At 71.2% G+C, this 24,533-nt stretch carries 18 protein-coding genes and 2 pseudogenes; 15 read left to right on the top strand and 5 right to left on the bottom strand.

What is annotated here, in order from left to right; all coding sequences use genetic code 11:
- Window positions 1–543: 543 nt before the first annotated feature.
- Complete coding sequence (locus ACSMXR_RS11505) at window positions 544–969, bottom strand: GNAT family N-acetyltransferase (RefSeq protein WP_137232976.1); 426 nt, start codon at window positions 967–969, stop codon at window positions 544–546.
- A gap of 144 nt (window positions 970–1,113) precedes the next feature.
- Here ACSMXR_RS11505 and ACSMXR_RS11500 point away from each other — a divergent pair, with 144 nt between their 5' ends.
- The 4 genes from ACSMXR_RS11500 (at window position 1,114) to ACSMXR_RS11485 (ending at window position 7,120) form a co-directional block, all read left to right on the top strand.
- Window positions 1,114–3,768: an alpha/beta fold hydrolase gene (locus tag ACSMXR_RS11500; RefSeq protein ID WP_473171787.1), complete on the top strand. Its 2,655-nt coding sequence runs from the start codon at window positions 1,114–1,116 to the stop codon at window positions 3,766–3,768.
- Window positions 3,765–4,676 carry an ABC transporter permease gene (locus ACSMXR_RS11495; protein ID WP_030077599.1) on the top strand — a complete coding sequence of 304 codons (912 nt, stop codon included), beginning with the start codon at window positions 3,765–3,767 and terminating at the stop codon, window positions 4,674–4,676. Before ACSMXR_RS11500 ends, ACSMXR_RS11495 begins: the two co-directional genes overlap by 4 nt.
- Before the next feature lie 214 nt (window positions 4,677–4,890).
- Window positions 4,891–6,495, top strand: coding sequence for a vWA domain-containing protein (locus tag ACSMXR_RS11490; protein ID WP_240805950.1), 1,605 nt, complete (start codon window positions 4,891–4,893; stop codon window positions 6,493–6,495).
- Between the two features lie 157 nt (window positions 6,496–6,652).
- Complete coding sequence (locus ACSMXR_RS11485; RefSeq protein WP_381795705.1) at window positions 6,653–7,120, top strand: anthrone oxygenase family protein; 468 nt, start codon at window positions 6,653–6,655, stop codon at window positions 7,118–7,120.
- Window positions 7,121–7,123: 3 nt separating this feature from the next.
- Here the strand turns inward: ACSMXR_RS11485 and ACSMXR_RS11480 are convergent.
- Window positions 7,124–7,423: pseudogene (locus ACSMXR_RS11480) on the bottom strand (GNAT family N-acetyltransferase); the annotation flags it as partial.
- Window positions 7,424–7,594: 171 nt separating this feature from the next.
- Window positions 7,595–7,888: pseudogene (locus ACSMXR_RS11475) on the bottom strand (GNAT family N-acetyltransferase); the annotation flags it as partial.
- A gap of 132 nt (window positions 7,889–8,020) precedes the next feature.
- Between ACSMXR_RS11475 and ACSMXR_RS11470 the strand changes: the two are divergent.
- Window positions 8,021–9,490, top strand: coding sequence for an FG-GAP-like repeat-containing protein (locus ACSMXR_RS11470; protein WP_473171786.1), 1,470 nt, complete (start codon window positions 8,021–8,023; stop codon window positions 9,488–9,490).
- Between the two features lie 120 nt (window positions 9,491–9,610).
- On the opposite strand, the gene ACSMXR_RS11465 is transcribed toward ACSMXR_RS11470, so the two are convergent.
- Window positions 9,611–10,486 carry a peptidoglycan-binding protein gene (locus ACSMXR_RS11465; RefSeq protein ID WP_218527478.1) on the bottom strand — a complete coding sequence of 292 codons (876 nt, stop codon included), beginning with the start codon at window positions 10,484–10,486 and terminating at the stop codon, window positions 9,611–9,613.
- A 365-nt stretch (window positions 10,487–10,851) separates the two neighbouring features.
- Between ACSMXR_RS11465 and ACSMXR_RS11460 the strand changes: the two genes are divergently transcribed.
- The 4 genes from ACSMXR_RS11460 (at window position 10,852) to ACSMXR_RS11445 (ending at window position 14,511) form a co-directional block, all read left to right on the top strand.
- The gene (locus tag ACSMXR_RS11460) at window positions 10,852–12,027 is read left to right on the top strand and encodes a sensor histidine kinase (RefSeq protein WP_473171785.1); all 1,176 of its coding nucleotides are present in this window, start codon (window positions 10,852–10,854) and stop codon (window positions 12,025–12,027) included.
- A complete protein-coding gene (locus tag ACSMXR_RS11455; protein WP_376187931.1) occupies window positions 12,024–12,722 on the top strand; it encodes a response regulator in 699 nt (232 codons plus the stop codon). The genes ACSMXR_RS11460 and ACSMXR_RS11455 overlap by 4 nt, the downstream gene beginning before the upstream one ends.
- A gap of 86 nt (window positions 12,723–12,808) precedes the next feature.
- Window positions 12,809–13,753, top strand: coding sequence for an ABC transporter ATP-binding protein (locus ACSMXR_RS11450; protein ID WP_473171784.1), 945 nt, complete (start codon window positions 12,809–12,811; stop codon window positions 13,751–13,753).
- Window positions 13,750–14,511: an ABC transporter permease subunit gene (locus ACSMXR_RS11445; RefSeq protein ID WP_473171783.1), complete on the top strand. Its 762-nt coding sequence runs from the start codon at window positions 13,750–13,752 to the stop codon at window positions 14,509–14,511. Before ACSMXR_RS11450 ends, ACSMXR_RS11445 begins: the two co-directional genes overlap by 4 nt.
- Window positions 14,512–14,524: 13 nt before the next feature.
- Here ACSMXR_RS11445 and ACSMXR_RS11440 read toward each other — a convergent pair whose 3' ends face one another.
- A complete protein-coding gene (locus tag ACSMXR_RS11440; RefSeq protein WP_473171782.1) occupies window positions 14,525–18,259 on the bottom strand; it encodes a hypothetical protein in 3,735 nt (1,244 codons plus the stop codon).
- A 137-nt stretch (window positions 18,260–18,396) separates the two neighbouring features.
- Here ACSMXR_RS11440 and ACSMXR_RS11435 point away from each other — a divergent pair, with 137 nt between their 5' ends.
- The 6 genes from ACSMXR_RS11435 (at window position 18,397) to ACSMXR_RS11410 (ending at window position 24,528) form a co-directional block, all read left to right on the top strand.
- A complete protein-coding gene (locus ACSMXR_RS11435) occupies window positions 18,397–18,573 on the top strand; it encodes a hypothetical protein (protein ID WP_473171781.1) in 177 nt (58 codons plus the stop codon).
- 808 nt (window positions 18,574–19,381) lie between these two features.
- Window positions 19,382–20,956 (top strand): type I-E CRISPR-associated protein Cse1/CasA, encoded by a 1,575-nt coding sequence (casA, locus tag ACSMXR_RS11430; protein WP_473171780.1) that lies wholly within the window; start codon window positions 19,382–19,384, stop codon window positions 20,954–20,956.
- Window positions 20,953–21,549: a type I-E CRISPR-associated protein Cse2/CasB gene (gene casB, locus ACSMXR_RS11425; protein WP_381849706.1), complete on the top strand. Its 597-nt coding sequence runs from the start codon at window positions 20,953–20,955 to the stop codon at window positions 21,547–21,549. The genes casA and casB overlap by 4 nt, the downstream gene beginning before the upstream one ends.
- Window positions 21,546–22,907 carry a type I-E CRISPR-associated protein Cas7/Cse4/CasC gene (locus ACSMXR_RS11420; protein WP_381849710.1) on the top strand — a complete coding sequence of 454 codons (1,362 nt, stop codon included), beginning with the start codon at window positions 21,546–21,548 and terminating at the stop codon, window positions 22,905–22,907. The genes casB and ACSMXR_RS11420 overlap by 4 nt, the downstream gene beginning before the upstream one ends.
- A complete protein-coding gene (cas5e, locus tag ACSMXR_RS11415; protein ID WP_381849713.1) occupies window positions 22,904–23,779 on the top strand; it encodes a type I-E CRISPR-associated protein Cas5/CasD in 876 nt (291 codons plus the stop codon). The genes ACSMXR_RS11420 and cas5e overlap by 4 nt, the downstream gene beginning before the upstream one ends.
- 26 nt (window positions 23,780–23,805) lie before the next feature.
- A complete protein-coding gene (locus ACSMXR_RS11410) occupies window positions 23,806–24,528 on the top strand; it encodes a type I-E CRISPR-associated protein Cas6/Cse3/CasE (protein WP_473171779.1) in 723 nt (240 codons plus the stop codon).
- Window positions 24,529–24,533 lie beyond the last annotated feature (5 nt).

Here is a 24,533-nt window from a genome sequence, read left to right as displayed (position 1 = left end):
AGGAAGCGCAGATGAGTCGCGGGGTGGGTCCCTTCGGGATCATTCCGCGGCGGCACCAGTTGGCCACGGACGTGTGGGTGTACCGGCCCGCCTGCCCTTCGCGGGCTCCGAGTTCGTTCACCCGGTGAGCAAGTCTTTTGTGGCTCATGCCCGATGTGGCCACGATCTCTTCGAGCAGTGAATTCCTCTGACGCTCCGGTATTCGCGTGTCCGCCATGCCGCCTCCTCCTTCTTTCGCAGCGTACCGGCGAGAGACCTCCGTGAGCAGGGTCCGCGATGTGTGTGCCCCCCTCGTGGGCCCTGTGCCGCACGGCCTCCCGCGCTCTCATGAAGGGAGCGGCGACTGCCGGTCGGCAAGGCCGGAAAGGCGGTGCGCTCATCGGTGAATTCAGCGAAGGAGGTCCGAAAATGTTCGACCTGATCGAGTTATCGGTGATTCTCTCTCCGGGGGTGACGCTGAAAGTTCACCTGCCGGTGGGATTCCTTCTCTATGCGATCTTCTCGCGTGGTTCCCGAAAATAGTTCCGCCGGGTGGCGCCCCGCCTACCGCGACGCACCGCCCCCGAACTCCCACACCAGCCCCCGGAACCCGCCGTCGTCCCGCGCCCCCGCCGCCCCGTACGTCGCCAGGGCCGCCGCGTTGTCATGTTCCACCCCGACCCACACGTCGTAGCACCCCCGCTCCCGGGCGAGGTCCACGAGCGCCAGCGTCAGGGCCCTGCCGATGCCCCGGCGGCGGAACGGTTCGTCGACGCCGAGTTCGTACAGGCACATCTCCGTGCCCTTGTCCGGGTGCAGCATCTCGATGCCCGAGACGAAGCCCGCCGGGACGCCGTCCACGTACGCGATCAGCATCACGTGACCGTCCGCGGCGAGGAAACGGGTGGCCCAGAGCTCGCGGGGTGGTGCGTCGAAGAGGTGGCCGGCGGCCAGGAGCTCCGTGACGGTCGTGGCGCGGCGAATGTCCACAATGGCCTCCCGGGGTAAGGGTTTCCGTACGCGTTCCGTACCGCGTCCGGAGTACGGCGGGGGCGGAGCGTACCTCTCAGGGAGGCCGTTCACCTCCCCCTGGCGGCACTCAACCGGCTTGCGTCCTCCGTTTAGGGTCGAGGGATGGAGACCCCTACTGCTCGATGGCGGCGTCTGCTGCCCCGTACACCTGGCCGGTGGGCCGCGGTCGGCGCCGCGCTCGCCGTGCTCGTGGGCGGCGGCACCTGGTCCGCCGTCGCCGACGACGGCCCGCCCGCCGTGCAGCGCGAGGACCGGATCCTGCGCATGGACGGGGTGCCGATCGACACCTCGTACTTCCACGCCAAGGGTTCCGGTAAGCGGCCCGCCGTGCTCATCGGGCACGGCTTCGGCGGCAGCAAGAACGACGTCCGGGCCCAGGCCGAGAAGCTGGCCGCCGACGGATACGCCGTGCTGACCTGGTCGGCGCGCGGATTCGGGAAGTCCGGCGGGAAGATCTCCCTCAACGACCCGGACCACGAGGTCAAGGACGTCTCCCGGCTCATCGACTGGCTGGCGACACGGCCCGAGGTGGAGCTGGACGGCAACGGCGACCCCCGGGTCGGTCTCACCGGCGCCTCCTACGGCGGGGCCGTCTCCCTGCTCGCCGCCGGGCACGACGAACGGGTCGACGCCATCGCGCCCGTGATCACCTACTGGAACCTCGCCGACGCCCTCTTCCCCGACGGGGTCTTCAAGAAGCTCTGGGCCGGCATCTTCATCACCACCGGCGGCGGCTGCGAGAAGTTCGAGAAGCGGCTCTGCGAGATGTACGAACGGGTCGCCGTCAGCGGCAAGCCCGACGCCGAGGCCGTGAAGCTCCTCACCGAACGGTCGCCGTCCGCCGTCGCCGACCGCATCAAGGTGCCCTCGCTGCTCCTCCAGGGGCAGTCCGACTCCCTGTTCCCGCTCGGCCAGGCCGACGCCATGCAGAAGGCCATCAGCGCCAACGGCGCACCCGTGTCCGTCGACTGGATCTCGGGCGGGCACGACGGCGGCGACAGCGAGACGAGCCGGGTGGAGGGGCGGGTCGGCTCCTGGTTCGACCGGTATCTCAAGGAGGACACCGGCACCGGAACCGGGCCCGCCTTCCGCGTCAGCCGGACCGGCGGCGTCGACTCCACCGACGGCGCCGCCCTCCTGCGCGGGGCGAGCAGCGACACCTACCCGGGGCTGCGCAGCGGCGGCCGGGACATCGCGCTCGGCGGCGGGACCAAGACCTTCCGCAACCCGGCCGGGGCCGCGCCGCCCGCCATCTCCGCCGTGCCCGGCGTCGGCGGCGGACTCGCCCAGCTCTCCTCCCTCGGCGTCGGGCTCTCGCTCGACTTCCCCGGACAGTTCGGCCGCTTCGAGTCCGCCCCGCTGGACACCCCCGTACGCGTCACCGGCACGCCCACCGTCACGGTGAACGTAAAGGCTGACGGCGACCGGGACGCGGTGCTCTTCGGCAAGGTGTACGACGTGTCGCCGGACGGCAGGCAGCAGGTGCTGCCCCACCAGCTCGTCGCCCCCTACCGGATCACCCCCGACCGGCAGGGCAAGCCGATCGAGCTGGCGCTGCCCGCCGTGGACCACGAGTTCGACGCCGGACACCGGCTGCGCCTCGTGTTCTCCGCGACGGACCTCGGTTACGCCTCCCCGGCCGAGCCCGCCACGTACAGCGTCACCCTCGACGGACCGCTGACCATCCCCACCGCACCCGCCGTGAAGACCGCCGCGGCCACCCTCCCCTGGTGGACCTGGGGCCTCCCGGCCGCCGCCCTCGTCATCGCGGCCGCACTCCTGCTCACCGCCCGGCGGCGGACCGCGACGCCCGCCCCGGACCCCGAACTCACCGACGTACCGCTCCAGATCACCGGGCTCTCGAAGAAGTACGCGAAGTCCGTGGACCGCTACGCCGTGCGCGAGCTGTCCTTCCGCGTCGAGAAGGGCCAGGTTCTCGGGCTCCTCGGGCCCAACGGCGCGGGCAAGACGACCACCCTGCGCATGCTCATGGGGCTCATCACCCCCGACGAGGGCGAGATCCGCGTCTTCGGGCAGGCCATCCGCCCCGGTGCCCCGGTCCTCTCCCGCGTGGGCGCCTTCGTCGAGGGCGCGGGCTTCCTGCCGCATCTCTCCGGGCGCGCCAACCTCGATCTGTACTGGCAGGCCACCGGCCGGCCCGCCGAGGACTCCCACATCGACGAGGCCCTGGAGATCGCCGGGCTCGGCGACGCGCTGGCCCGTGCGGTGCGGACGTACTCCCAGGGCATGCGGCAGCGGCTCGCCATCGCGCAGGCCATGCTCGGCATGCCGGATCTGCTGATCCTGGACGAGCCGACCAACGGGCTGGACCCGCCGCAGATCCGCGAGATGCGGGACGTGATGATCCGGTACGCGGCCGGGGGCCGGACCGTCATCGTCTCCAGCCACCTCCTCTCGGAGGTCGAGCAGTCCTGCACCCATCTGGTCGTCATGGACCGGGGCCGGCTCGTGCAGGCCGGACCCGTCGCCGAGATCACCGGATCCGGCGACATGATCCTGGTGACCACGGCCGAGGAGGTGTCCGAGCCGCTGGCGGAGAAGGTCGCCGCGCTGCCCGGCATCGGCTCCGCCGTCCGCACCGACGACGGGCGCGGGCTCCTCGTCCGCCTCGACGGGGCCACCACCTCGCGGCTCGTCGCCGACCTCGTCCGGCTCGACGTCCCGGTCACCGGCGTCGGCCCGCACCGCCGCCTGGAGGACGCCTTCCTCACCCTGATCTCCGGAGGAGCAGCATGAGCGCCCCCGTCCAGCCGCCCGCGGTCCGGGTGGAGACCGAGCACCCGGAGGCCGCGGGCTACCGCGCCGGGCGCACGCTTCCCCTCCGCGTCGAGGCCATGCGGCAGTTGCGCCGCCGCCGCACCCTGCTCATGGGCGGGGTGCTCGCCGCCCTCCCCTTCATCCTGATCATCGCCTTCGCGATCGGCGGCACGCCGGACGGCGAGGACGGCGGCGGGGGCCGGGGCGGCGGCAGCCGGATCAACCTGATGGACGTGGCGACCGAGTCCGCCGCGAACTTCGCCGCCACCTCGCTGTTCGTCTCGGCCGGATTCCTGCTGGTCGTGCCGGTGGCCCTGTTCTGCGGGGACACCGTCGCCTCCGAGGCGAGCTGGTCCTCGCTGCGCTATCTGCTGGCCGCACCCGTGCCACGCGTCCGGCTGCTGTGGTCCAAGCTCGTCGTCGCGCTCGGCTTCAGCCTGGCCGCGATGGTGCTGCTGCCGCTCGTCGCGCTGGCGGCGGGCACGGCGGCCTACGGCTGGGGGCCGCTGAAACTGCCCACCGGGGGAGCGCTGGCCGCCGGGGACACGGTGCCGCGCCTCGCGATCGTCGTGGCGTTCATCTTCGTCTCCCAACTGGTCACCGCGGGCCTGGCGTTCTGGCTGTCCACGAAGACGGACGCCCCGCTCGGCGCGGTCGGCGGCGCGGTGGGCCTCACCATCGTCGGCAATGTGCTCGACGCGGTCACCGCACTCGGCTCCTGGCGCGACTTCCTGCCCGCGCACTGGCAGTTCGCCTGGGCCGACGCGCTCCAGCCGCAACTGGAGTGGGGCGGCATGATCAAGGGCGCGGCCGTATCAGTGACCTATGCCCTGATTCTGTTCGCGCTGGCCTTCCGGGGGTTCAGTCGTAAGGACATCGTGTCCTGAACCTGATGTTCCGCGGGTTTCCGTCCGCGGACGGCCCCCTGTTGCCGCATCGAGATGGTTCCGCAACGCTTTCGTCGACTCCGGTCGGCGGTCCCGTACGTCACATTCACAGGTGTCGAGGACACCGTGACGACGTGGGGGGTTACGTATGTATCGGATCAGCCGACGAAACGAAGAGCGTGCGGGGGGCCGGGCGGGGCGCCGGGCCGGAGGCATGGCACTGCTCCTGGCCGGCGCCCTGCTGATCACCGCATGCAGCGCGAGCGACGGCGGCTCGGGGACCACCCGGGATCTGACCTCGGGCAAGCGCGACGGGCAGGGATCGACCGGCGGCGGGCAGCCCGCGCCGGACGCGGCGGCGCCCGAGAAGGGCCGGCAGTCCGGGGAGAACGGGGCCTCCGCCGCGCCGGACGTCAAGGCGCCCGACTATCTCTCCACCTTCGCCCTGGACGTGGACACCGCCAGTTACGGCTACGCACGCCGCACCCTCGGCGACGGCAGTCTGCCCAACGCCGAGGACGTACGCCCCGAGGAGTTCGTCAACAGTTTCCGCCAGGGGTACGAACGGCCGAAGGGCCCCGGCTTCTCGGTGAACGTCGACGGTGCGCGCATCGACACCGGGAAGGACGGGAAGAGCGCGAAGGGCGGCGGAACCGGAGCCTCCGACTGGTCGCTGCTACGGGTCGGGCTGGCCACCGAGGCCGCCCCGTCCACCGCCGAACGGCCGCCCGCCGCGCTCACGTTCGTCGTCGACATCTCGGGGTCCATGGCCGAGACCGGCCGTCTCGACCTGGTCAGGAAGTCGCTGAACATCCTCACCGACGAACTGCGCGACGACGACTCCATCGCCCTGGTCACCTTCAGCGACGAGGCCGAGACCCGGCTGCCGATGACCCGGGTGAAGGGCAACCGGAACCGGATCAAGGACGCGGTGGAGGAGATGCGGCCGGCGCAGTCCACCAACGTCGAGGCGGGCATCACCCTCGGCTACGAGAAGTCCGTCGACGGCCACCGCGAGGGCGCCACCAACCGGGTGGTGCTCCTCTCCGACGCCCTCGCCAACACCGGTGACACCGAGGCCGAGTCCATCCTGAAGAAGATCGACTCCGCCCGCCGCGAGTACGGCATCACCCTCTTCGGCGTCGGTGTCGGCAGCGACTACGGCGACGCGTTCATGGAAACGCTCACGAACAAGGGCGACGGGAACACCACCTACGTCGGTGACGAGGAGCAGGCCCGCAAGGTCTTCGTCGACCAGCTGCCCGCCCACCTCGAAATCCAGGCCCGCGACGCCAAGGCCCAGGTGGCGTTCGACCGGAAGACCGTGCAGCAGTTCCGGCTGATCGGCTACGAGAACCGCAAGGTCGCCGACGAGGACTTCCGCGACGACAGCGTCGACGGCGGCGAGGTCGGCCCCGGCCACACGGTGACCGCTCTGTACGCCGTACGGCTGCGCGAGGGCGCGTCCGGCACCGTGGCCAAGGCCACCGTACGCTGGCTCGACCCCAAGACCCGCAAGGCCCAGGAGAAGACCGGAACCGTCACGACCGGGGCGATCGACGGCCCGCTGTGGAGCGGCGAGCACGACCGGCTGCAAGTGGCGGCCGTGGCCGCCTACTTCGCCGACCACCTGCGCCACGGCGACCTGCCCGGCGCGCCCGGCCTCGGTGAACTCGCCTCCCGGGCGTCCGCACTGGCCGAGACGACCGAGGACAGCGCCGTCAGGAAGCTGGCCACGGCCATCGGACAGGCCGACCGGCTGGAGGGCGGCGCAGGCACGGACGACCGACCGGAATCGAGCGAGGGCGAGATCGGCTGAGGCGAAGGGCGGGGCGGGGCGGGGCAGGGCAGCGGGCACCTGGCCGGGCCGGGCGCCCCCTGCCCTGCGCCCGGTGCGCCGCGCCCGGCTCACCCCGCGCGCCCCGGCTCGTACATTCATGCGGGAAAAGGCCGGTGCGGGGCCACCCTCGCAGGTCATGATGTCCGCCATGACCTCCCTGTTCCTGGTGCTCTCGGCGATCGTCAACGGCCTCTACGCGGGCTTCCTGCTGACCTTCCTGATCGCGGTCATGCCCGGTCTGGCCGAGCTGACGGACGAACAGTTCACCGCGGCCATGCGCCGCTTCAACGGGCAGGTTCCCGGGCCCGTCTTCCTCGTCCTGTTCGTCGGGGCCGTCGCGCTTCCCGCCGCCGCGTTCTTCACCGGCCTCGGCGAGCACGACGAGACCACGGGGCCGGCCGTCCTGGGAGCGCTGATCTGCGTGGTCATCAGCCACCTGGTGACCATCGCCGGCAACATCCCGCTCAACAGCGCCCTCGCCGCCTCCGAGGGCGGCGACGACAGCGCGGCCCGCGCGGCCTTCGAGTCCCGCTGGAACACCTTCCACCAGGTGCGCACCGCGTTCAACCTGGTGGCGTGCGTCCTGCTGGCGGTCGCGCTGTAGGAGTCAGCCGGCCGCCCGCCCGTCCGCCTCGGCCCGTTGCGGGTGGCGGGGGCCGAGCAGCACGACGAGGGCGGCCGCGCCGGGCACGGGGGCGCCGATCCGCCGCCAGCCGGTCCGCTCGTACAGGCGCAGCGCCGCCTCGGCCCGTACGGAGGTCAGCAGCCAGCAACGGCCGTCCGGGGCGGCCTCGGTCACCGCGTGCAGGAGTGCCGCGCCGAGCCCCGAGCCGTGGGCCTCGGGTGCAACCGCCAGTTCGTCCACCTCCAGCGCGCCGCACAGCCACGCCCGCGTGCGATCGGGCCCTCGGGCCTGTCGTCAAACTGCCGTCTGCCGGGCGACGCCTGGCACGCACGCTCGCGGCGTTGCCGAAATGGCCAAGTAGCTCCGCTACGAGACCATTCCGGCGCCTTGCGATCGCACGCACCATGCGCCGCCCGGCCGCCCTTCGGGCGACGACGGCAGTTTGACGACAGGCCCGAGCGCCTCGGCGACCTGCCCGTAGCTGCGGTCGGCCGGAAAGACGCCCGGGGTGATCCAGGCCGTGGCGAAACTGGTCACCGTACCCCCGGCCGTCGCCACCGCCGCGGTGAACCCGGGCCGCAGCGCGTCCCGCGCGAGCCGCTCCGCATAGGCGCCGGCCGTCGCCGGATCCTCGTTCCAGGGCGGGGCGGCGAACGCCCGCGCGTACACCTCGCGGATCCCGTCGGCGTACCGGTCCAGCTCTCCGGCCCGCACCGTTCGCACCTCGGTTCGCACCTCAGCCGTCATCGCATCGTCCTTCGCAGTCATGAGCGGACCCTAGAGGGTGAACTGCCGTACGAGGCACAACCCTTCGCCCGGTACGCCGGTCTCAAGAAGTACGAGCGGCCACTCGAACCCACCCCAGCAGAAGGAGTCCCCGTGACATCCCGAGCACTCGGCACCGGTGTGGTCCTGGCCCTCACCCTGGCCACCGCCATCGTCGCCCTGCCCGCCACCGCCCACGCGGCCCCCGCCCCGGCCCCCGACCCCCACGGCCCGCGCGCCGACTTCAACGGCGACGGCTATCCGGACCTGGCGTTCGCCGCGCCCGGCGCGACCGTGAAGGGGTTCAAGGGCGCCGGATACGTCGGCGTGGCCTACGGATCCCGCAACGGAATCAAGAACTCCGCGAAGCGGGTGTTCACCCAGGCATCGGCGGGCGTGCCCGGCACCCCGGAAGCCGGTGACACCTTCGGCGGCTCCGTCGCCTCCGCCGACCTCGACCGGGACGGCTACGCGGACCTGGTCGTCGGCTCCCCGGGCGAGAAGATCGGCCCGGCCGTGGGCGCGGGCGGCATCACCGTCCTGTGGGGCGGGCCCAACGGACCGGCGGGCGGGGCGACCCTGCTGGCCGGGAAGGAGTACGAGGGCATGGGCCGACAGCTCGCCGTCGGTGACTTCGACGGCGACGGCGCCCCGGACATCGCCGGGGCCGGCTACGCCGATCTGTACGCGCTGAGCGGACCCTTCACCCGCGACGGCGCCGCCGCCCGGACCACCGAGGTCCCGAACCGCTACGACCACCGCTATCTCGACCTGGCGGCGGGCGACCTGAACGGCGACGGCCGCGACGATCTCGCTGCCGTCTCCAACAGCGGTGACGAGTACGACGATCGGCGCATCGAGATCGGCCTCGGCGGTCCGGACGGCCTCGGCGCCGAGCTCACCGTGGTCAGGGGCGCGGACGGCTACCGGCTGGAGGGCGGCGAGCACATCGCCGTCGGCCATGTGAACAACGACCGGTACGCCGACCTCGCCGTCGGACGCGGCGTCGGGGGCTACGACAGCGACCTCGACCTGCCGCTGTCCAAGGGCGGCATGCTGACGTACGTACCGGGCAGCGCGACCGGACCGCGGGGCACCGAGGCCACCGTCCTCAACCAGGACTCACCCGGCGTTCCCGGCGCGGCCGAGCACGGCGACGGCTTCGGTTCGTCCGTCGCCATCGGGGACACCGACGGCGACGGCTACGGCGAGATCGCGGTGGGCGTGCCCGGCGAGGCGCTGGGCACGGTCGATGCGGCGGGCGGCCTCGTCATCCTCCCCGGAACCGCCACCGGCCCCACGGGCACCGGCAGTTACGGCTTCAACCACGGCACGCCGGACGTCGTCGGGGCCGTGGAGAAGGGCGACCGCTTCGGCGGCGCGGCGATCCTGCGCGACCTGAACGGCGACGGCCGCACCGAACTGGCCGTGGGCGCCCCCGGCGAGAACGCGGGCGAGGGCTCCCTGTGGGTGTTCCCGGCCACCGCCTCGGGCCTCGTGGCCAAGGGCTCGTTCAGCTTCGGCCACGGGACGCTCGGCACGGTCGCCACGAAGGCGCAGTTGGGCAGCGGCTTCAACCGCTGACCTGCGCCCGGCTCTCCTCCCCGCGGGGAGGAGAGCCGGGCGACGCCGGTACACCGGGCTAGCCGGGCCCACCGCCCGTACCCGTCACACGTACCTCACCAGCCACACGCTCCTCACCCGTCACACGTTGGGCACCTTGAGCCGGTCCCAACTGCTCTTCCCGGGAATGCCGTCCGCGTCGGAGCCCGAGTAGCCCAGCTTGCGCTGCCATGCGGCGTACGACTTCCGGTCGGCCTCGGACCAGGCGGGACCCGGACCCACCGTGTACCGTCCGCACCCCTCGGCCACCAGCCGCTTGCCCATCGCCGTGACGATCGCGCTGTTGCGGCCGACCTTGAAGAACGCGGCTCCGGGGAACGGTTCGTACGTCGGCTTCGGCGGCGGCTTGGAGGGCCCGTCCGGGGCGCCGCCGAGGCGCTTGCCGATCCGGGTGCGCATCGAGTTCATGGTGAACCCGCGCGGATCGACCTTGCCCGGCTGCCACTCCAGGTGGCCGATCACCGACCGCTGCGACCAGCCGTGCGCCCGGCAGACGGCCGCGGCGGCCCGCTCGATCGCCAGCAGCTGGGCCGCCGGCCAGGGGTCCTTGCCGTCACCGAGGTTGATGCACTCGAAGCCGTAGAAGTGCCGGTTGCCGTCGGTGTTGGCCTCGTTGTCCGGGGGCAGCGCCTTCTCCGCGATGACGGCGCGCAGCACGTCGTCGTCGCCGAGTCCGGCGTGGTTGGCCCGCCCGTTCCCCACGAGGTGGACGGTGCCGTCCTTGGCGATGACCCCGTGGCAGAGCGGACCGGGCAGGGCGGAGTGGCCGTTGTAGCAGAGCTCGACGGAGGACGCGGTGCCCGAGGTGACGGTGTGATGGATCATCACCCCGTGTGTGGGACCCCAGGGACCCTTGTGGTTCCGGTTGTTGGTACGCCAGCTCCGGTGTTCGACGACGTGGAGGCCTTCGTCGCGGAGGGCTTTGAGCAGCTTGTCGGCGGACAGCGGCGTCGCCATCGCGGCGCTCCTTTCCCTGATGGTGCGTAGGTCACGCGGGCGCTTCGGTGTGGGGGCGGCGGGACCGGTGGACGGACGGCGGCGCAAAGCCGCGTACTCCCGCCGGATGTCGGGGCGGTCGGGAGCGCCTGTGGTGGGGATTCCGCCTTCGGGCCCCCTGATCGATTTGCCCGCTGCCGGGCCCCGCCGAACGTCCCGTCGGGCGGAAGGTTTCACCGGACTCGAACTCCCGTCCGGATATGCCCGAACTCCTGCCCGAAACCCTGCCCGAGGTGCGGGGCCGCCGGAGCCGCCCGACGCCACTCCCGTGGCTACTCCCGCCGGCGTATGCGGCCGGACCTCCCGCCTCCTACCGTGAGGGGGTGATGACCTTCGACCGCCTGGCCGCCCGTGCGCGCGCCCTGCCGCCGATCGTCGCGGATCTGCTGGTGGTGGCGGTGGTGGGGGCGTTCACCACCGCCGACGCGGCCGTCAACGAACCCGGCTACCGCCAGGCGGACGCGCTGACCTGGACCCTCCTGGCGGTCTCGCTGGCGGCGCTCGCCTGCCGCCGCCGTTGGCCCGTTCCGGTGGTCTGTGTGACCGGGGCGGCGTGTGCCGGGTGGGCGCTGCACGGGCACATCGGCGAACTGCTGAACCTCCCGGTGATCGTGGCGCTGTACACGGTCGCGGTGCTGGGCGACCGCCGGCGCACGCTGTGGACCGGGGTGATCGCCGCGACGGTCTCGGGCGCGGTGGCGCTGAAGGTCGGCCGGGACGTGGTGAACCCGCAGGGGCTGCCGGTCCTGGAGATGGTCTGGCCGCTCGTTCCGCTGCTCCTGGGCGAGGTGGTGCGGACCCGCCGGGAGCTGCTCGCGGAGTACGCGGCGCGCGCCGCCCGGGCCGAGGAGGACCGGGAACGGGAGGCCGCCCGCCGGGTCCGCCAGGAGCGGGTGCGGGTGGCCCGGGAGATCCACGACATCCTCGCGCACACGGTGAGCGCGATGACCGTGCAGGCCGGGGTGGCCCTCGACGCGCTGGACGCCGCGCCGGAGGTGTCACGGCGGGCGATGACCCAGGTGCGCGCCTCCGGCAAGGAAGCCGTACGGGAACTGCGCGCCACGCTCTCCGTCCTGCGCGAGGCGGAGTCCACGGCCCCGGCGCCCCGCCTCGACCAGCTGGACGAGCTGGTGGCGGGGGTCGAGGCGGGCGGGGTACGGGTCAGTCTGCGCCGGGACACGGGGGACGCCGCCTTCCCGGCGGTCGTCGAGGCCACGGCGTACCGGATCGTGCAGGAGGCGCTGACCAACGTGGTGAAGCACTCGGCGGCGCGGCACGCTGCGGTGTCGGTGACCCGTGCCGCCGGCCGGCTGACCGTGGAGGTGGTGGACGACGGCCCGCCCGTGCCGCCGCCCGCCGCCCCGCCCGCCGACCGGGGCTTCGGTCTGATCGGTATGCGGGAGCGGGCGGTCGCGGTGGGCGGCGGCGTCACGTACGGTCCGGTGCCGGGCGGCGGATTCCGCGTCCACGCCGTGCTGCCGGCCGAGGGAGCGACGCCATGACACGACCTGCGCCGGAGGGCGGGAGCAGGCCCGTCCGTGTGGTCCTCGCCGACGACCAGACCGTCGTACGGGCCGGATTCCGCGCCCTGCTCGACCTCACCGACGACCTGGTCGTCGTCGCGGAGGCCGCCGACGGGGCCCGCGCCGTCGAGGCGGTCCGCACGACCCGCCCGGACGTCGTGCTGATGGACATCCGGATGCCCGGGGTCGACGGCCTGGAGGCCACCCGCCTGATCGCCGCCGACCGCACCCTCGACCGGGTCCGCGTGGTCATGCTCACCACGTACCAGGTCGACTCGTACGTCTTCGAGGCCCTCCGCCACGGCGCCGCGGGCTTCCTCCTCAAGGACATCGAGCCGGACGACCTGCGCGCTGCCATCCGTACGGTCGCGGCGGGCCGGAGTCTGCTCGCCCCCGCCGTCACCCGCCAGGTGATCGAGGAGTTCGCCCGGCTGAAGGCCCCCGAGGCGGCGGGCGCCGAACGGCTCGCCGTCCTCACCGGCCGGGAACGCGAGGTGATGGCGCTCGTCGCCGCCGGGCTGTCCAACGAGGAGATCGGCAAGGAGCTGATCATGAGCCCGCTGACCGCGAAGACCCATGTGAGCCGGACCATGACGAAGCTGGGCGCCCGCGACCGGGCCCAGCTGGTGGTCATCGCGTACGAAACGGGCCTGGTGAGACCGGGCGAGCGCTGAACGGGGAGGCGGCTACTCCCGCCGGAGTAGCCCCCGGCTCCCGCCGGAGGATTCGCGACCCGGGGCCCGCTCGTAGCGTCGGCCGCATGATCGAAGCAACGGAACTCACCAAACGCTACGGCGGGCGGACCGCCGTCGACCGGCTGTCGTTCACCGTCCGGCCCGGCCGGGTGACCGGCTTCCTCGGCCCGAACGGCGCCGGGAAGTCGACCACCATGCGCCTGATCCTCGGCCTGGACTCCGCGAGCGCGGGGCGCGTCACCGTGGGCGGAAAGGCCTACGTGGACCTGCCCGTACCGCTGCGCGCGGTCGGCTCGCTGCTCGACGCCAAGGGCGTCCACGGCGGCCGCTCCGCCTACCACCACCTGGCCGGACTCGCCGCGAGCAACGGCATCCCGCGCCGCCGCGTCGAGGAGGTGCTGGACCTGGTGGGCCTGCCCGCAGCGACGGCCCGCAGGCGCACCAAGGGCTTCTCGCTCGGCATGGCCCAGCGGCTCGGCATCGCGGCGGCGCTGATCGGGGACCCGGAGGTGCTGATCCTCGACGAACCGGTCAACGGCCTCGACACCGAGGGCATCCGCTGGATCCGGGGACTGATGCGGTCCCTGGCGGCGGAGGGCCGCACGGTCTTCCTCTCCAGCCACCTCATGAGCGAGATGGAACTGACGGCCGACCACATCGTCGTGATCGGGCAGGGCCGGCTCATCGCGGACACGACGATGCGCGACTTCATCGAGACCAACTCCCGCGCCCACACGCTCGTACGGTCCCCCGAACCGGAGAGGCTCCGGGCGCTGCTGGAAACGGCGGGGGCACGGGTCCGCCTGGACGCCACGGGCGGCTGGCGGGTCGAAGGACCGGACACGGCCACCATCGGCGACCTGGCCCGCGACCACGGCGTCGCCGTCCATGAACTCACCCCCGCCCACTCCTCCCTGGAGGAGGTCTACACGGCGCTCTCGCAGTCCTCGGTGGAGTACAGGGCCGAGGACCGGACCGCTGCGGCCGGCCGGAAGGAGACAGTCCGATGACGATGCCGACACCCGCTCCCGGATCCCAGGCCCTGGCCTATGAGTGGATCAAGTTCCGCAGCGTGCGCTCCACGGTGTGGACGACGGTGGCGACCGCCGTACTGCCGGTTCTGGGCGCGGTGTTCGTCGCCACGACCGGAAGCCTCCAGTCCGACGACACGGTCCTCGGCGGCAGCCTCACCCTCTCCGTCGTCGCCCAGATGCTGGCGGCGGTGGTGGGCGCGCTGGTGGTGACGGGGGAGTACAGCAGCGGCACCATCCGGACGACGTTCGCCGCCGTGCCCAGCCGCACCGCGGTCCTCGCCGCCAAGGCCGCCCTGGTGGCGGGCGTGATGTACGTCCTCGCCCTGGCCTCCTGCACGGCCGCCTACCTCGTCGGCGACGCCATGCTCCCCGACGGCCGGTACGCCCAGGGCGAGCCGCTGCCCGCCCTGTTCGGGATCGCCGCGTCCTTCGCGGTGGCGGCCGTACTGGGCCTCGCCGTCGGCACCCTCGTACGGCACTCGGCGGGCGCGGTCACCACGGTGATCGGCCTGCTGCTCCTGCCGTCCCTGTTCGGCCCGCTCTTCGGCGACGCCGAACGCTGGATCGCCGGCCTCTCCCCGACGGCCGCCCTGGAAAAGCTCACCCAGACCTCGGACGCCGCCGCCGACACGGTGGGCAGCCTGGGCCCCTGGCCCTCCCTGCTCCTGGTCGCCGCCTGCACGACGGCGCTCGCGCTCGGCGCACTGGTGCTGCTGCGGCGGCGGGACGCCTGAGGGACCACTCCCCTCATGCGTTCCCTCCGTGCACGAAGGCGACCTCCGCCAGCCGGGGCAGGGCCTCCGGCGCCAACCGGGGAAGGAGCGGCAAGGCGTACCGCCAGTGCTCGCCCGCCAGTACCTCGCGTACGAGGCGGCGGGCCTCGTGCTCGTCGCGGGTGGCCTCGTTGCCGAGGGCGTCGGCGAGTGCGAGGAAACGCAGTACGGAGGTGTCCTGCGGCGCCCAGCCGTCCGCGGCCGGAACGATCACGGGAACGCCTGCCAGGTAGGTCGCCACAGCGGCCAGGGCAGCCACCCTCCGCTCCGGTGTCCGGGCCCGCCCGGCCGTGTCCCGCGCCGCTCGGACATCGCCCCGGACGGCATGAAGGACGGCCCATTCGGCAACCGGAAGCACGCCCTCGGGCAACGGGGTGGAGCCCATGTACCGCTCCCAGCGGCCGAACCTGCCCCCGAGCGGCACCACCCCGGAACGGCACCCGCTCACATCGAGCAGCGCATGGAACAGGACCGCGTGCATGTCCCGGCCCTGGATGTTCCCGGCCGGCCCGGCGCACAGTTCCTGGAGCGCCGTGCACAAGGCGTTGCCGGGCCGCCGGGGATCGGGGAGGGCGAGCATGAGCCCCATGCTCCGGGGGAGATGCCGCTCCCCACCCGGCACGAGAGCCGCCCGCCTCACCTCCAGGAGCTGCTGCCCGACGATCCGCGCGGCGGTTTCGGGGTCGTACGGGGCGAGCCCCACGGCCACCGCGGCCTGCGACCGCTCGACCTGCTCGCGCTCCCTCCCCGAAGGTCCGCCACCAGCGGCCCAGCTCAACGCGGACTCGGACGCACCGGCATGAGCGAAGGCCTGGGCGACGAGACCGCGCACGGCCGGGTCGGCCAGGTCCACGGCAGCCCGCGCGGCCTCCTCCGCGTACCGCAACGCTTCGGCACCACGCCCACCCGCTGCACACCCCGCAGCCACGACGGCCAGGGCCCCCGCCCGCTCGCCCGGGTCCGGCGAGAGCCCTGCGAGCCGCACCGCCTCCCGCGCATGCCCGGCGGTGGCGAGGGCCTGGGCCAGGGGGAGCTGCCAGCCCCGGGGCCCGGATGCGGAGCTGTGTCCTCCCCACCGGGCGAAGGCCTCTGCGAGGAGATGGCGGCCACGGACGTGGTGAGACCTCAACACTTCTTCGATGGCCTTGAACTCGTCATCTGTGGAGGCCTTGGTATGTTCGGCCTTCGGGGATTTGATGGCCTGTTCCCTCAAGATGCGAGCCTGCTCCCGGACGTCGTCCCCCAGCACGTCCCAGCGCAAGCCCTCCGGGATCTTGCCCAGAAGGAGCGCCGCGTTATCCACCTGCCCAGCGTCATGCAGGGCTTTCAGAACACGTGCGAGCGTGGTGGACAGTTCGAGGTTGAGGTGGGCCCGATTCGCAGGCGAGAGAGTCTCGGGGTTCTCCACGACGTGGATCAGCGCCTCCTTCGCGCGCAGAGCCAACTCCTTCGCCCTAGAACCCTGTTTCGGTGCCAGTGCATTTGCGCCGAGCGCGAGCAGGTCGATATGTATGGGGTTGGATGTGGGATCGAGGGCATCGCAGAACGACTCGATGCTGTATCGGATCGCGGCGGCACCGTTGGGTACCAACTTCTCGTTCACGTTGTGGGCATTCGCGACGAGTGACCGGATGCGCTTGTCACCGTCAGGAACCCTTGCGGACAGTTCACCCCAGATCTGTAGTGCTTCGGCCTGTTCATCAGGCCCTTGACTGCTGAGCGCCTCCGCGTGCTGCACCACGGAGACGAGCCAGCCGACGTCGTCCCTGTCAGACAGGGCTTCTGCAGCGCGCACTCGGTCTGTCCAGCCCGCAGCCTCACAAGCGGCGACAGACCGCAGTATGGATCTGCCGAACTCTGCTGGGGCACAGGCGTGGAGGATGATTCCGGCGGACGTCAGCGCCCCCAGAAGTTCAACCGTCTCCGTGCCCGACGACTTGTCTGCTGTAGCTTGCCCCGCCCACTCGACAGCCTCACGGGCGATGGCCAGAGCCTCCTGCTGTGCGGTCTCCCCGCTCTTCGACTTCCGGTTCCGGAGGAGGACCTCCGCCACGTAGACCAGTCGTGTGGCTTTGGCCGAGCTCTGGGGCGGTGACAGGGCCAGCTCTTTAGCTCGGGCGACGTCTCCGGCAAGTGCGAACAGCCGGGGAAAGTCCTTGGGTACGAGCCGCGCTCGTCCGGCGAGCAGGCTGCGGGCGAATGCGGCCCGTGCAGTTGCACCGAGGTCTCCGGTCTTCCTTAGCACCCGGTCCAGCTGTGTCAGTGCTTCATCCAGCAGTCCTTCCTCCGCGAGCCGCAGCTGCCGGCGCGGATCGAGTGCAAACCGCTCGAAGCGATCGGTCGCCTTTAACAGACGGAGGTAGTGCGACAGGAGGTAGGGAGGCGTTTGCGCGGGCCAGCCACGGGCCTGCCAGGAATCGGCCCAGGCGTGCAGCAGCTCGGCCCAGCGATCGAGGGCCTCGTCCCCGCTCTCCTGTCGGGTGACCCGTGCCCACTCGTCGCCTGCCAGGGCGTAGCTACCCGGGTGCAGATTGTCCGCAACGAGACAGCGGCTCCCCTCGTCGGCCAGCAACCGCTCGACCTCGGGGCGCCCTACGTTCGCCAGCTCTGACAGGTCCTGCGCACGCATACCTGTACCCGCCACGGCGAGCAGGCCTGCGACTGTTCGACCCAACTCGGATGAGAGGAGCGGCTGTAGCTCGGTTCGGGCGACCGATGCAGCATCCGTTACATGAGGTGAAGGGTGGAGAGTACGTACTGTCTCGGCCCGGCGGAGGGGGTGGTCGGCCGGCACGTCAGAGGGCGGCTCCATGACGGGGCGGCTCGACACGATGACGCGAGGTGAGGCCTTCCTGCTGGGCTGTTTGGCCTTTGTAGCCGCGCGTTCCTGTACATGGGGGAGGAGCGCGGCAATGCTGCCACTGGTTGACGGCTCACTATCCGAAGCTCCGCCGTGCCAGGCGATGTCCCGGTCGAGCCCATCGACCACGATGAGCAGCCTGCGGTTCCTCTTGGCTGAGTGGGAAGCCGCCTGGCGAAAATACATCTGGAGCGCGGTGGGGGAGATCTTCTCCGGCGCGCGCGGCACCCTCCTCTCCATCAGTGCCATTAGCTGCCGCACCATCGTGCCCACAAAGTGCTCCCGCCGGTTCCAGCCCGTAGCCGTTGAGACGAAGTAGGCGACGACATCCGTGTTCTCGGGTGGCTTCATGACGAAACGGGTCAGCAGAACGGAGACACCCGCGCGTGGAGGCCCCTGCCACCAGAGGTACGAACGCTCCTCATCGCTCGTGTCGACGAACTTCTCCATCAGCCTGAGTTCGGCCTTACGGTCCCGGCATCCGCTGCCGGCGTAGGCCTCGGCCCCGTAGGCCGCCATTACCTGGCGCCTACCTCCGCGACCGTTCAAGGTGCCGCGGTGGTCATCCCCCTCCCACTGCGCGGCTAGGAGCGCCTGACGCCACTCGTCGCTGAACTCCGCAGGCTCGCCGGCTCTCTGGCGCAGATGTACCACCAGCCGCTGGAAGCCCGGGGTGTGATCGCGATGCGGGGCGGTCTTCCCAGCACACCAGCGCTTGATCGTATCCGGGCTCACGCCCGCCACGTCTGCGTACACCGAGAGGCTGATTTCTTCCTTCCGGCCGACGTGCGCCAGCAACTCCGTCAGCATGCAACCGAAGTCCCCGCGTGAAGCCTTTTCGATCGCCATGTTCTTCCTTCGTAGGGTTCCTGACCTGCGGTTAAAAGATCACGACATACCCCGCTCGTGCATTGCCCTTCGGGACGTCAGAGTGGCACCACAGCCCGGCAGTCGGAAACCCCGGGCACCTGTTGGAAGGACGACCCGTGTCCGTACTCCCTACCCTCCTCGACGCGGCGACCTTCGCCGCCGCTGGAGCCATGGTCTACACGACGGTCCTCGCCACCGTTGCACTCACATCGGTGTTGGCCCCCGCCCCGGACCGCCGTCGTGACGCGCGTGCCACGCTCACCATCCTGATGAGGCGGCACCCGCCCAGGTGAGAGGCCGAGGCTTTCGCGCTACACGCCTACGCGAGTTCGGTCCAACTCGCGTGTGACGAGAGTTGGACCCGTTGGGCGTCATCTTCTCGGCCCGCGTGTCACCCGGATGGTGGCGTGTCGGGTCTTAGCAGGTCAGGGTGCCTGAGGGAAGGTGTGCCGAGAGGGAGGGAGTGCCTCTCCCCATGGAAATGCTGAGACAGGAGCCTGTGCATTTGATGAGACCGAAGCCCCGTATGTGCGGAGAGTGTGGCTCGCGACTGACAGTGCGTCACAGAGGGGCGGGCTACGTGCCTCCGTGGAGGCGTCAGCTGGTGCATGCGGTGCTGGTTGCCGTCGTGGCGCCCCTGGTCGTGGAACTCGTCAGCGGTATGGCCGGGTGGTCGGCCTCGGCGGTCTAAACCCGCCGAGGACGCCACACCGGAAGGGGCATTCGACTGGCCCGCCACAACGGGCTCAAGCGGAGTTCCTGACCGGATGAATCATGTGGCCACTTCTAGGCGGAAGTGGCCACATGATTCGTTGAGACAGCACTGTACAACTCGCTGAACCGTTGATCAGCCTAGCGTTTGAAGGCGCGCGGCCTTCGCTGGGAGCTGTTTGTCCTGCTGTCGCAGGAATGGCCCGTCGCGAGTGCTCGTGTCTCGGCTGGGTCCCCGCGTGCGCGGGGGTGAACTCTGCTTCTCGTGGACACCATTGAGGATGCGGGCAGTTCTTCGAACTGCCCGCATTCTAAGCGGCACGCTGCTACCGTCATCTGGTGTGACCGTGTGTGACCACTGGTGAAAGTGGTAGCTGAGCCTTGTCTGTAGTGCCTGCCGCAGGTGATCGGCGTCCTTCCTGGGACCCTCGGTATGAGCCGTGTGTTCCCGTCGTCTCTGTTGATGGCCAGCCCGTCGACCTTCCCTTGGTGGAGGTCTTCCGTTGGGCAGACAGGCTGAGCAGCATTTCGTGCGCCACCCCGGGCGAAGGGATCGCCCTCCTCGAATTCCTGCTCGCGTTGTGCTTCGCCTCCGAGACCTTTCCGTCCTCCGACCAGGAGTGGGCCTCCTGGGTGGCCCAGGAGCACAGCCTCGACGCGGTGGAGAAGTGGCTCGTCCGGGAATCCGCCGACGACTGGGACCTGTTCCATCCGGAACGGCCCCTGGGGCAGAACAGCCAGTTGCGTCCACAGTTCGACGAAGACGCGACGGGGCCGGCCCAGCTCATCATCGAGAGGGTGGGGGACTATGTTCAATTCCTCGACCATCATCACCTCGAACATCCCGAGCCGCTTCCGGCCGCCGCCGCGTTCAGGGCCCTGCTGACCCAGCACCACTACGGGCTGTCCGGCCGGGCCCGGATCTCCGGCGGGAGGCTGGGCCCGAAGCTGACCAATCTCGCCGCGGGCCGGCTCCAGGGCCGGATCCGGGTCGTGGTCCAGGGCCGCACCCTCGCGGACACGCTGCGCCTGAACCTCTACCCCGCACCGGGCGGAGAAGCGGGGCACTTCAACCGGTCGTGGACCACAGGGACGTTCGAGCGTCGGAAGTTCAGGACGAAGCCGCCGGCCCGCCCCACGTCCGGCCCTGCCGACCTGCACAGCTACCTCGGCCGCTCCGTGCTCCTGGAGCCGGTTCCGGGGCCCAAGGGCCAGCCGGTATATGTCAAAGAGGTGTTGATCGGGGCCGGTGAACTTCTCGCTCTCGATCCCGAGCGCGACCTTGACGACGCCATCCTCGGCACGATGCTGAACGGCCACCGCAAGCCGCTCTGGCCGTCCCCCACCCGCGCTCTGTGGCGCGAGGCCCACGCGCTCTACACCGCCGCGACCAGAGAGACGACGGGCCTGTTCGGACGGCTGAGACGGATCACGTTTCCGTACGAAGGAGGCGGACCGCCGTGTGTGCTCTGGGCCGTCGGCATCATCGCCAACAAGACCGTCGCCGCCGCCTGGACGGAGGGGCACTTCCCTTACGCCCCGAGTCAGGGTGAGGCCCTGTGCGAGGCGTCCCGACACGGCTCGGAGATCGCCGAGTACGTGGCCCGGGCCCTGGAGCGGGCCGCCTACGCCGCCTGGAAGGTGGCCTACCCGAATCCGAAACCTACCGACCGCAAGGCTCAGATGGCCCGGTTCGACGCCCGGCGGGAGTTCTGGCCCGCGGCGAAGGAGCCGTTCATGCGTCTGCTCGATCAGACGGCCCGGGGTGGGGATGTTCCCCTCGCCCTGCGTGACTACGCCGGGGAGCTCCGCACGCATGCGGAGGAGTTCCTCAGGAATCGGCTCGACGCGCAGCAACAGGACCGGAAGGGCATGCTCGCCCGCGCCCGTGCCGAGCGACGTTTCCAAGCGGACATGACCGATGCGAAGGCTCCCGCCGAGCTCCGGGAGGAGAGGCCGAGATGACGGAACGTTTTCTGTCCGCCGTGGACGGACACGGTGGTGATCAGCTCACCGCCTGGCTCATGAGCCTCGTACGCAACCGTGAGTACGGGAAGCTCGCCGAGTTGCGCCGCACCAAGCCGACCGACTCCCACATCCGTGCCGGGTGGTACGCCCCGGAAGAACACCGGGAGGTCTACGAGAAGGTCGCGTTCCTCTTCGGCGTCTACCACCAGGGCGCGGCAGTCCCCCTGCGCGGAAGGGGCAGCCTCGGCGCCGCCGCCCGAAGGATCGGTGACGGGTCCGGTCGTGGACCGGACAACCCCGGAGCGCAGCGGCTGCTGTCGCGCGTCGTCGCGAGCCGTCGCCTCCCGTGGCGCCATCTCCAGCACACGATCACCCGCCTGCGCGCCTGTGAACAGCCGCCGCCGTCCTGGAGCCGGCTCACCGTCGATCTGACCCGGTGGCACGACCGCAAGGCGCGGATTCCCTACCTGTGGACCGTGGACTTCCACGAGCCGCCCACGCGAAGTCGCAGCGCCAAGGCCGACCGAGGCGTGACCACGGCAGGCGGCGGAACCAATGATCAGTCGACGCGGAAGGACACGAGTACGTGACCAAGGCCCCCCGAAGCCAGTTCCTCTCCCTGCACGTCCTGGAGACACTGGTCGCCGTGCTCCCCGTCCGGGACGAGAACGGATCCCCGAAAAGCCTGGTCTACGGCGGCGTGGAACGTCACATGATCACCAGCCAGGCGCGCCGCCGGGCCGAACGGGTGCACGCCCGGGACCGGGCCAACGCCGGTATCGGCGCCCTGGCGGGGCGCAGCACGGGACTTCGTACCCGTGAGTGGGCGCTCATCACGGCACGGTCCCTGGAGAAGGACCACGGGTGGGACGGCGACACCGCCGTCGCCACCGCTCGCGCGGTCATCGAGGCCGTCGGCCTGAAATTCGGCGACCCCGCCAAGAAGACCGTGGCCAACCTGACCAAGGTGCTGCTCTTCGCCCCGGCGGACACCGGGACCAGGATCGCCGCCCACATCCAGGAGCACGCGGACGAGCTGGGCGACTGGCGGGACGCGTATCTCCTCGCACAGGAGGAGATCAGGAAGAAGTCCACCCGCAGGGGCGGCCGGACGGCGACGGCGCGTCAGGGTTCCGAAGCGGCTGCGGAGGAGGACGCGGGAGCCGCCGCCGAGGCCACGTTGCCGCCCCTCCCCAAGCAGCACCGTGACGCCGTGCTCTTCGCCATCGCCCCGCGCGACGCCATCGACATCGCGCTCTACGGGCGCTTCCTGGCCGAGATCGCGGACTCGCCGAACGTGGACGGCGCCGTGCAGAGCAGTCACGCCTTCACCGTCCAGGAGGCCGAGCAGGTCGACGACTTCTACGCGGCCGCGGACGACGCCAAGCTGCACCGCAAGCGCAACGCCCTGGACTTCCTCGACTCGGCGGACGATTCCGGGGCCGGGATGACCGGCTACCAGTCGCTGATTTCCGGCACCTTCTACCGCCACGCCGTCCTCGACCGAGCCCAGTTGACCACCAATCTCCGGGCGGCTGGAATGGCCGAGGCCGAGGCGGCGGAAACGGCGGTCGAGGCCGAGAAGGAGTTCGTCAACGCCTTCGTGGAAGCCTTCCCCGAGGCGAAGAAGAACTCCACGGCCTCCACCGGCTCGCTGCCCGCCCTGGTCCTCGCCTTCGAGGGCGCACGCCCCTACAACTACGCCGCCGCCTTCCAGCGTCCCGTTGACGAGAGCCCGACGAGCGCGGGCGGGGAAGGGCCGGCCGGGCCCGCGGCGGTGCGCAGACTGCTCGCCCACCACGCCTTCGTCAGCGAGCGCCGCCCCGACCTGACGGGCGTGCGCGTCCTGACCTACGACCCACAGATCGATTCCGTGGTCAAGGAGTTCGAGACGGCGGGCAGGAGCGATGTGGCATCCGTGACGGAGATCGGGGAGCTGACACCGTGAACCACGTGCTGCTCATCCGGCTCGCCGCCCCGCTGCAGTCCTGGGGCGTCGCCAGCCGCTTCTGGCAGCGCGACACGCACAGCAGGCCCACCAAATCGGGGGTGATCGGGATGTGCGCTGCCGCGCTCGGCCTGCCGCGCGAGCCTCCACCGGACACACCCGAACAGGATCCGCTCGCCGAGCTGGCTCCTCTGCTCTTCGGCGTACGGGCCGACCACCCCGGCACACCGGTGCGGGACTTCCACACGGTCGGCGCCGGCCGCTATCCACTGCGTCCCCGGGACCTGGTCACCGACCACCGGCGCGCCGCCGCGGCCGCTGCGTCGGTGGAGGCGGAGACCGGGGACACCTTCGGCCACCACGAGGTCGGGGACTGGTACGGAGCCCCGAAGAGGATCTCCGCCGATCCGCTCTCCGGAACGCTCGTCTCCGCCGAGGTACGCAGGACCTCGATGATCACCGAGCGCTGGTATCTCGCCGACGCCGCCTTCCTCGTGGGCCTTCAGCACACCGAGCGGGAGGTGCTGGAGCGGATCGCCCACGCGCTGGAGCACCCGAAGCGGCTGCTCTGGCTCGGGCGCAAGTCCTGTCCACCGTCCGGTCAGCTGGCCCTCGGCGTCATGGCCTGCACGCTTGCCGAGGCCTTCGCTTCCGTGGCGCTGCTGCCCTCGCCCTCCGACGGCTCTGCGCGCACCCGGGACGGCAGGCCATGGGCCTGGATCGAGAGCGAGCGCCCGGTGCCCGGCGTCGGCCCGGTCATGGACCAGCCGGTGAGCTTCCACGCCATGGGCCCGAAGCATGCCGCGCGCTGGGAGACAGAGGCCCGCGTCACCATCGATCCGCACGCCAGGGACTGGGACATCATTCTGTGAAGCAGCAACCCGCGAAACAGCATTCCGTGCAGCAGCCCCGCGCCACGGCCGCACGGTTCGTCGCCACGCAGACTCTCCTCACCCTGGACGCCCGGCACCCTTACGCCGCCAAGTCGCTGATCGACGCCCAGGACATGCATCGGACGGTGATGAGCGGCTTCCAGGGCTGGGTCGACGACGGCAGCCGCGATGCCCGCGCACAGATGGGCGTCCTGTCGACCTGGACGCTGAATCTCCGCGAGGCCCGGCTCTCGCTCGTCGTGCAGTCCCAGGTCCCCGGAGACTGGGGCCGCGTCCCGAGGGCGGCCCTCGCCGAGGAACCGGAGACGCTGACCATCGACCGGACCTACTCCGTGGGCGACACGGTCGACTTCCGTACGGTCGTCAACCCCGTGTACAGCCGCCCACCCGCACCGGGCTCCCCGGAGAAGACCCGCGGCCAACGGGTCGCCCACACCCGCCCCGACCACGTGAAGGCCTGGTTCGTCCGGCGCCTTCAGCCGCCCGGTGAACCTCCCGTCGCTTCGGACGGCCTGACCCGCCTGGGCGCCGACGCCCCGGCCGACCAGCTGGCCGTCCGTATGCTGCCCCGCATTTCCAGCCCCGCCCCGCACAAGGGCCTCCGCCTGGTCCGTGCGGAGATCAGGGGCAGGCTGACGGTGACGGATCCGCAGACGTTCGTGGGGGCCTTGACGACGGGGCTCGGGCACGGGCGGGCCTACAGCTGCGGGCTGGTCCTGGTTCGGTGAGCGTG

It is taken from the genome of Streptomyces sp. DSM 106670 (assembly GCF_055792845.1).
The sequence above is the reverse complement of the archived record's forward strand: the minus strand, read 5'-3'. Positions and strand labels throughout refer to the sequence as shown.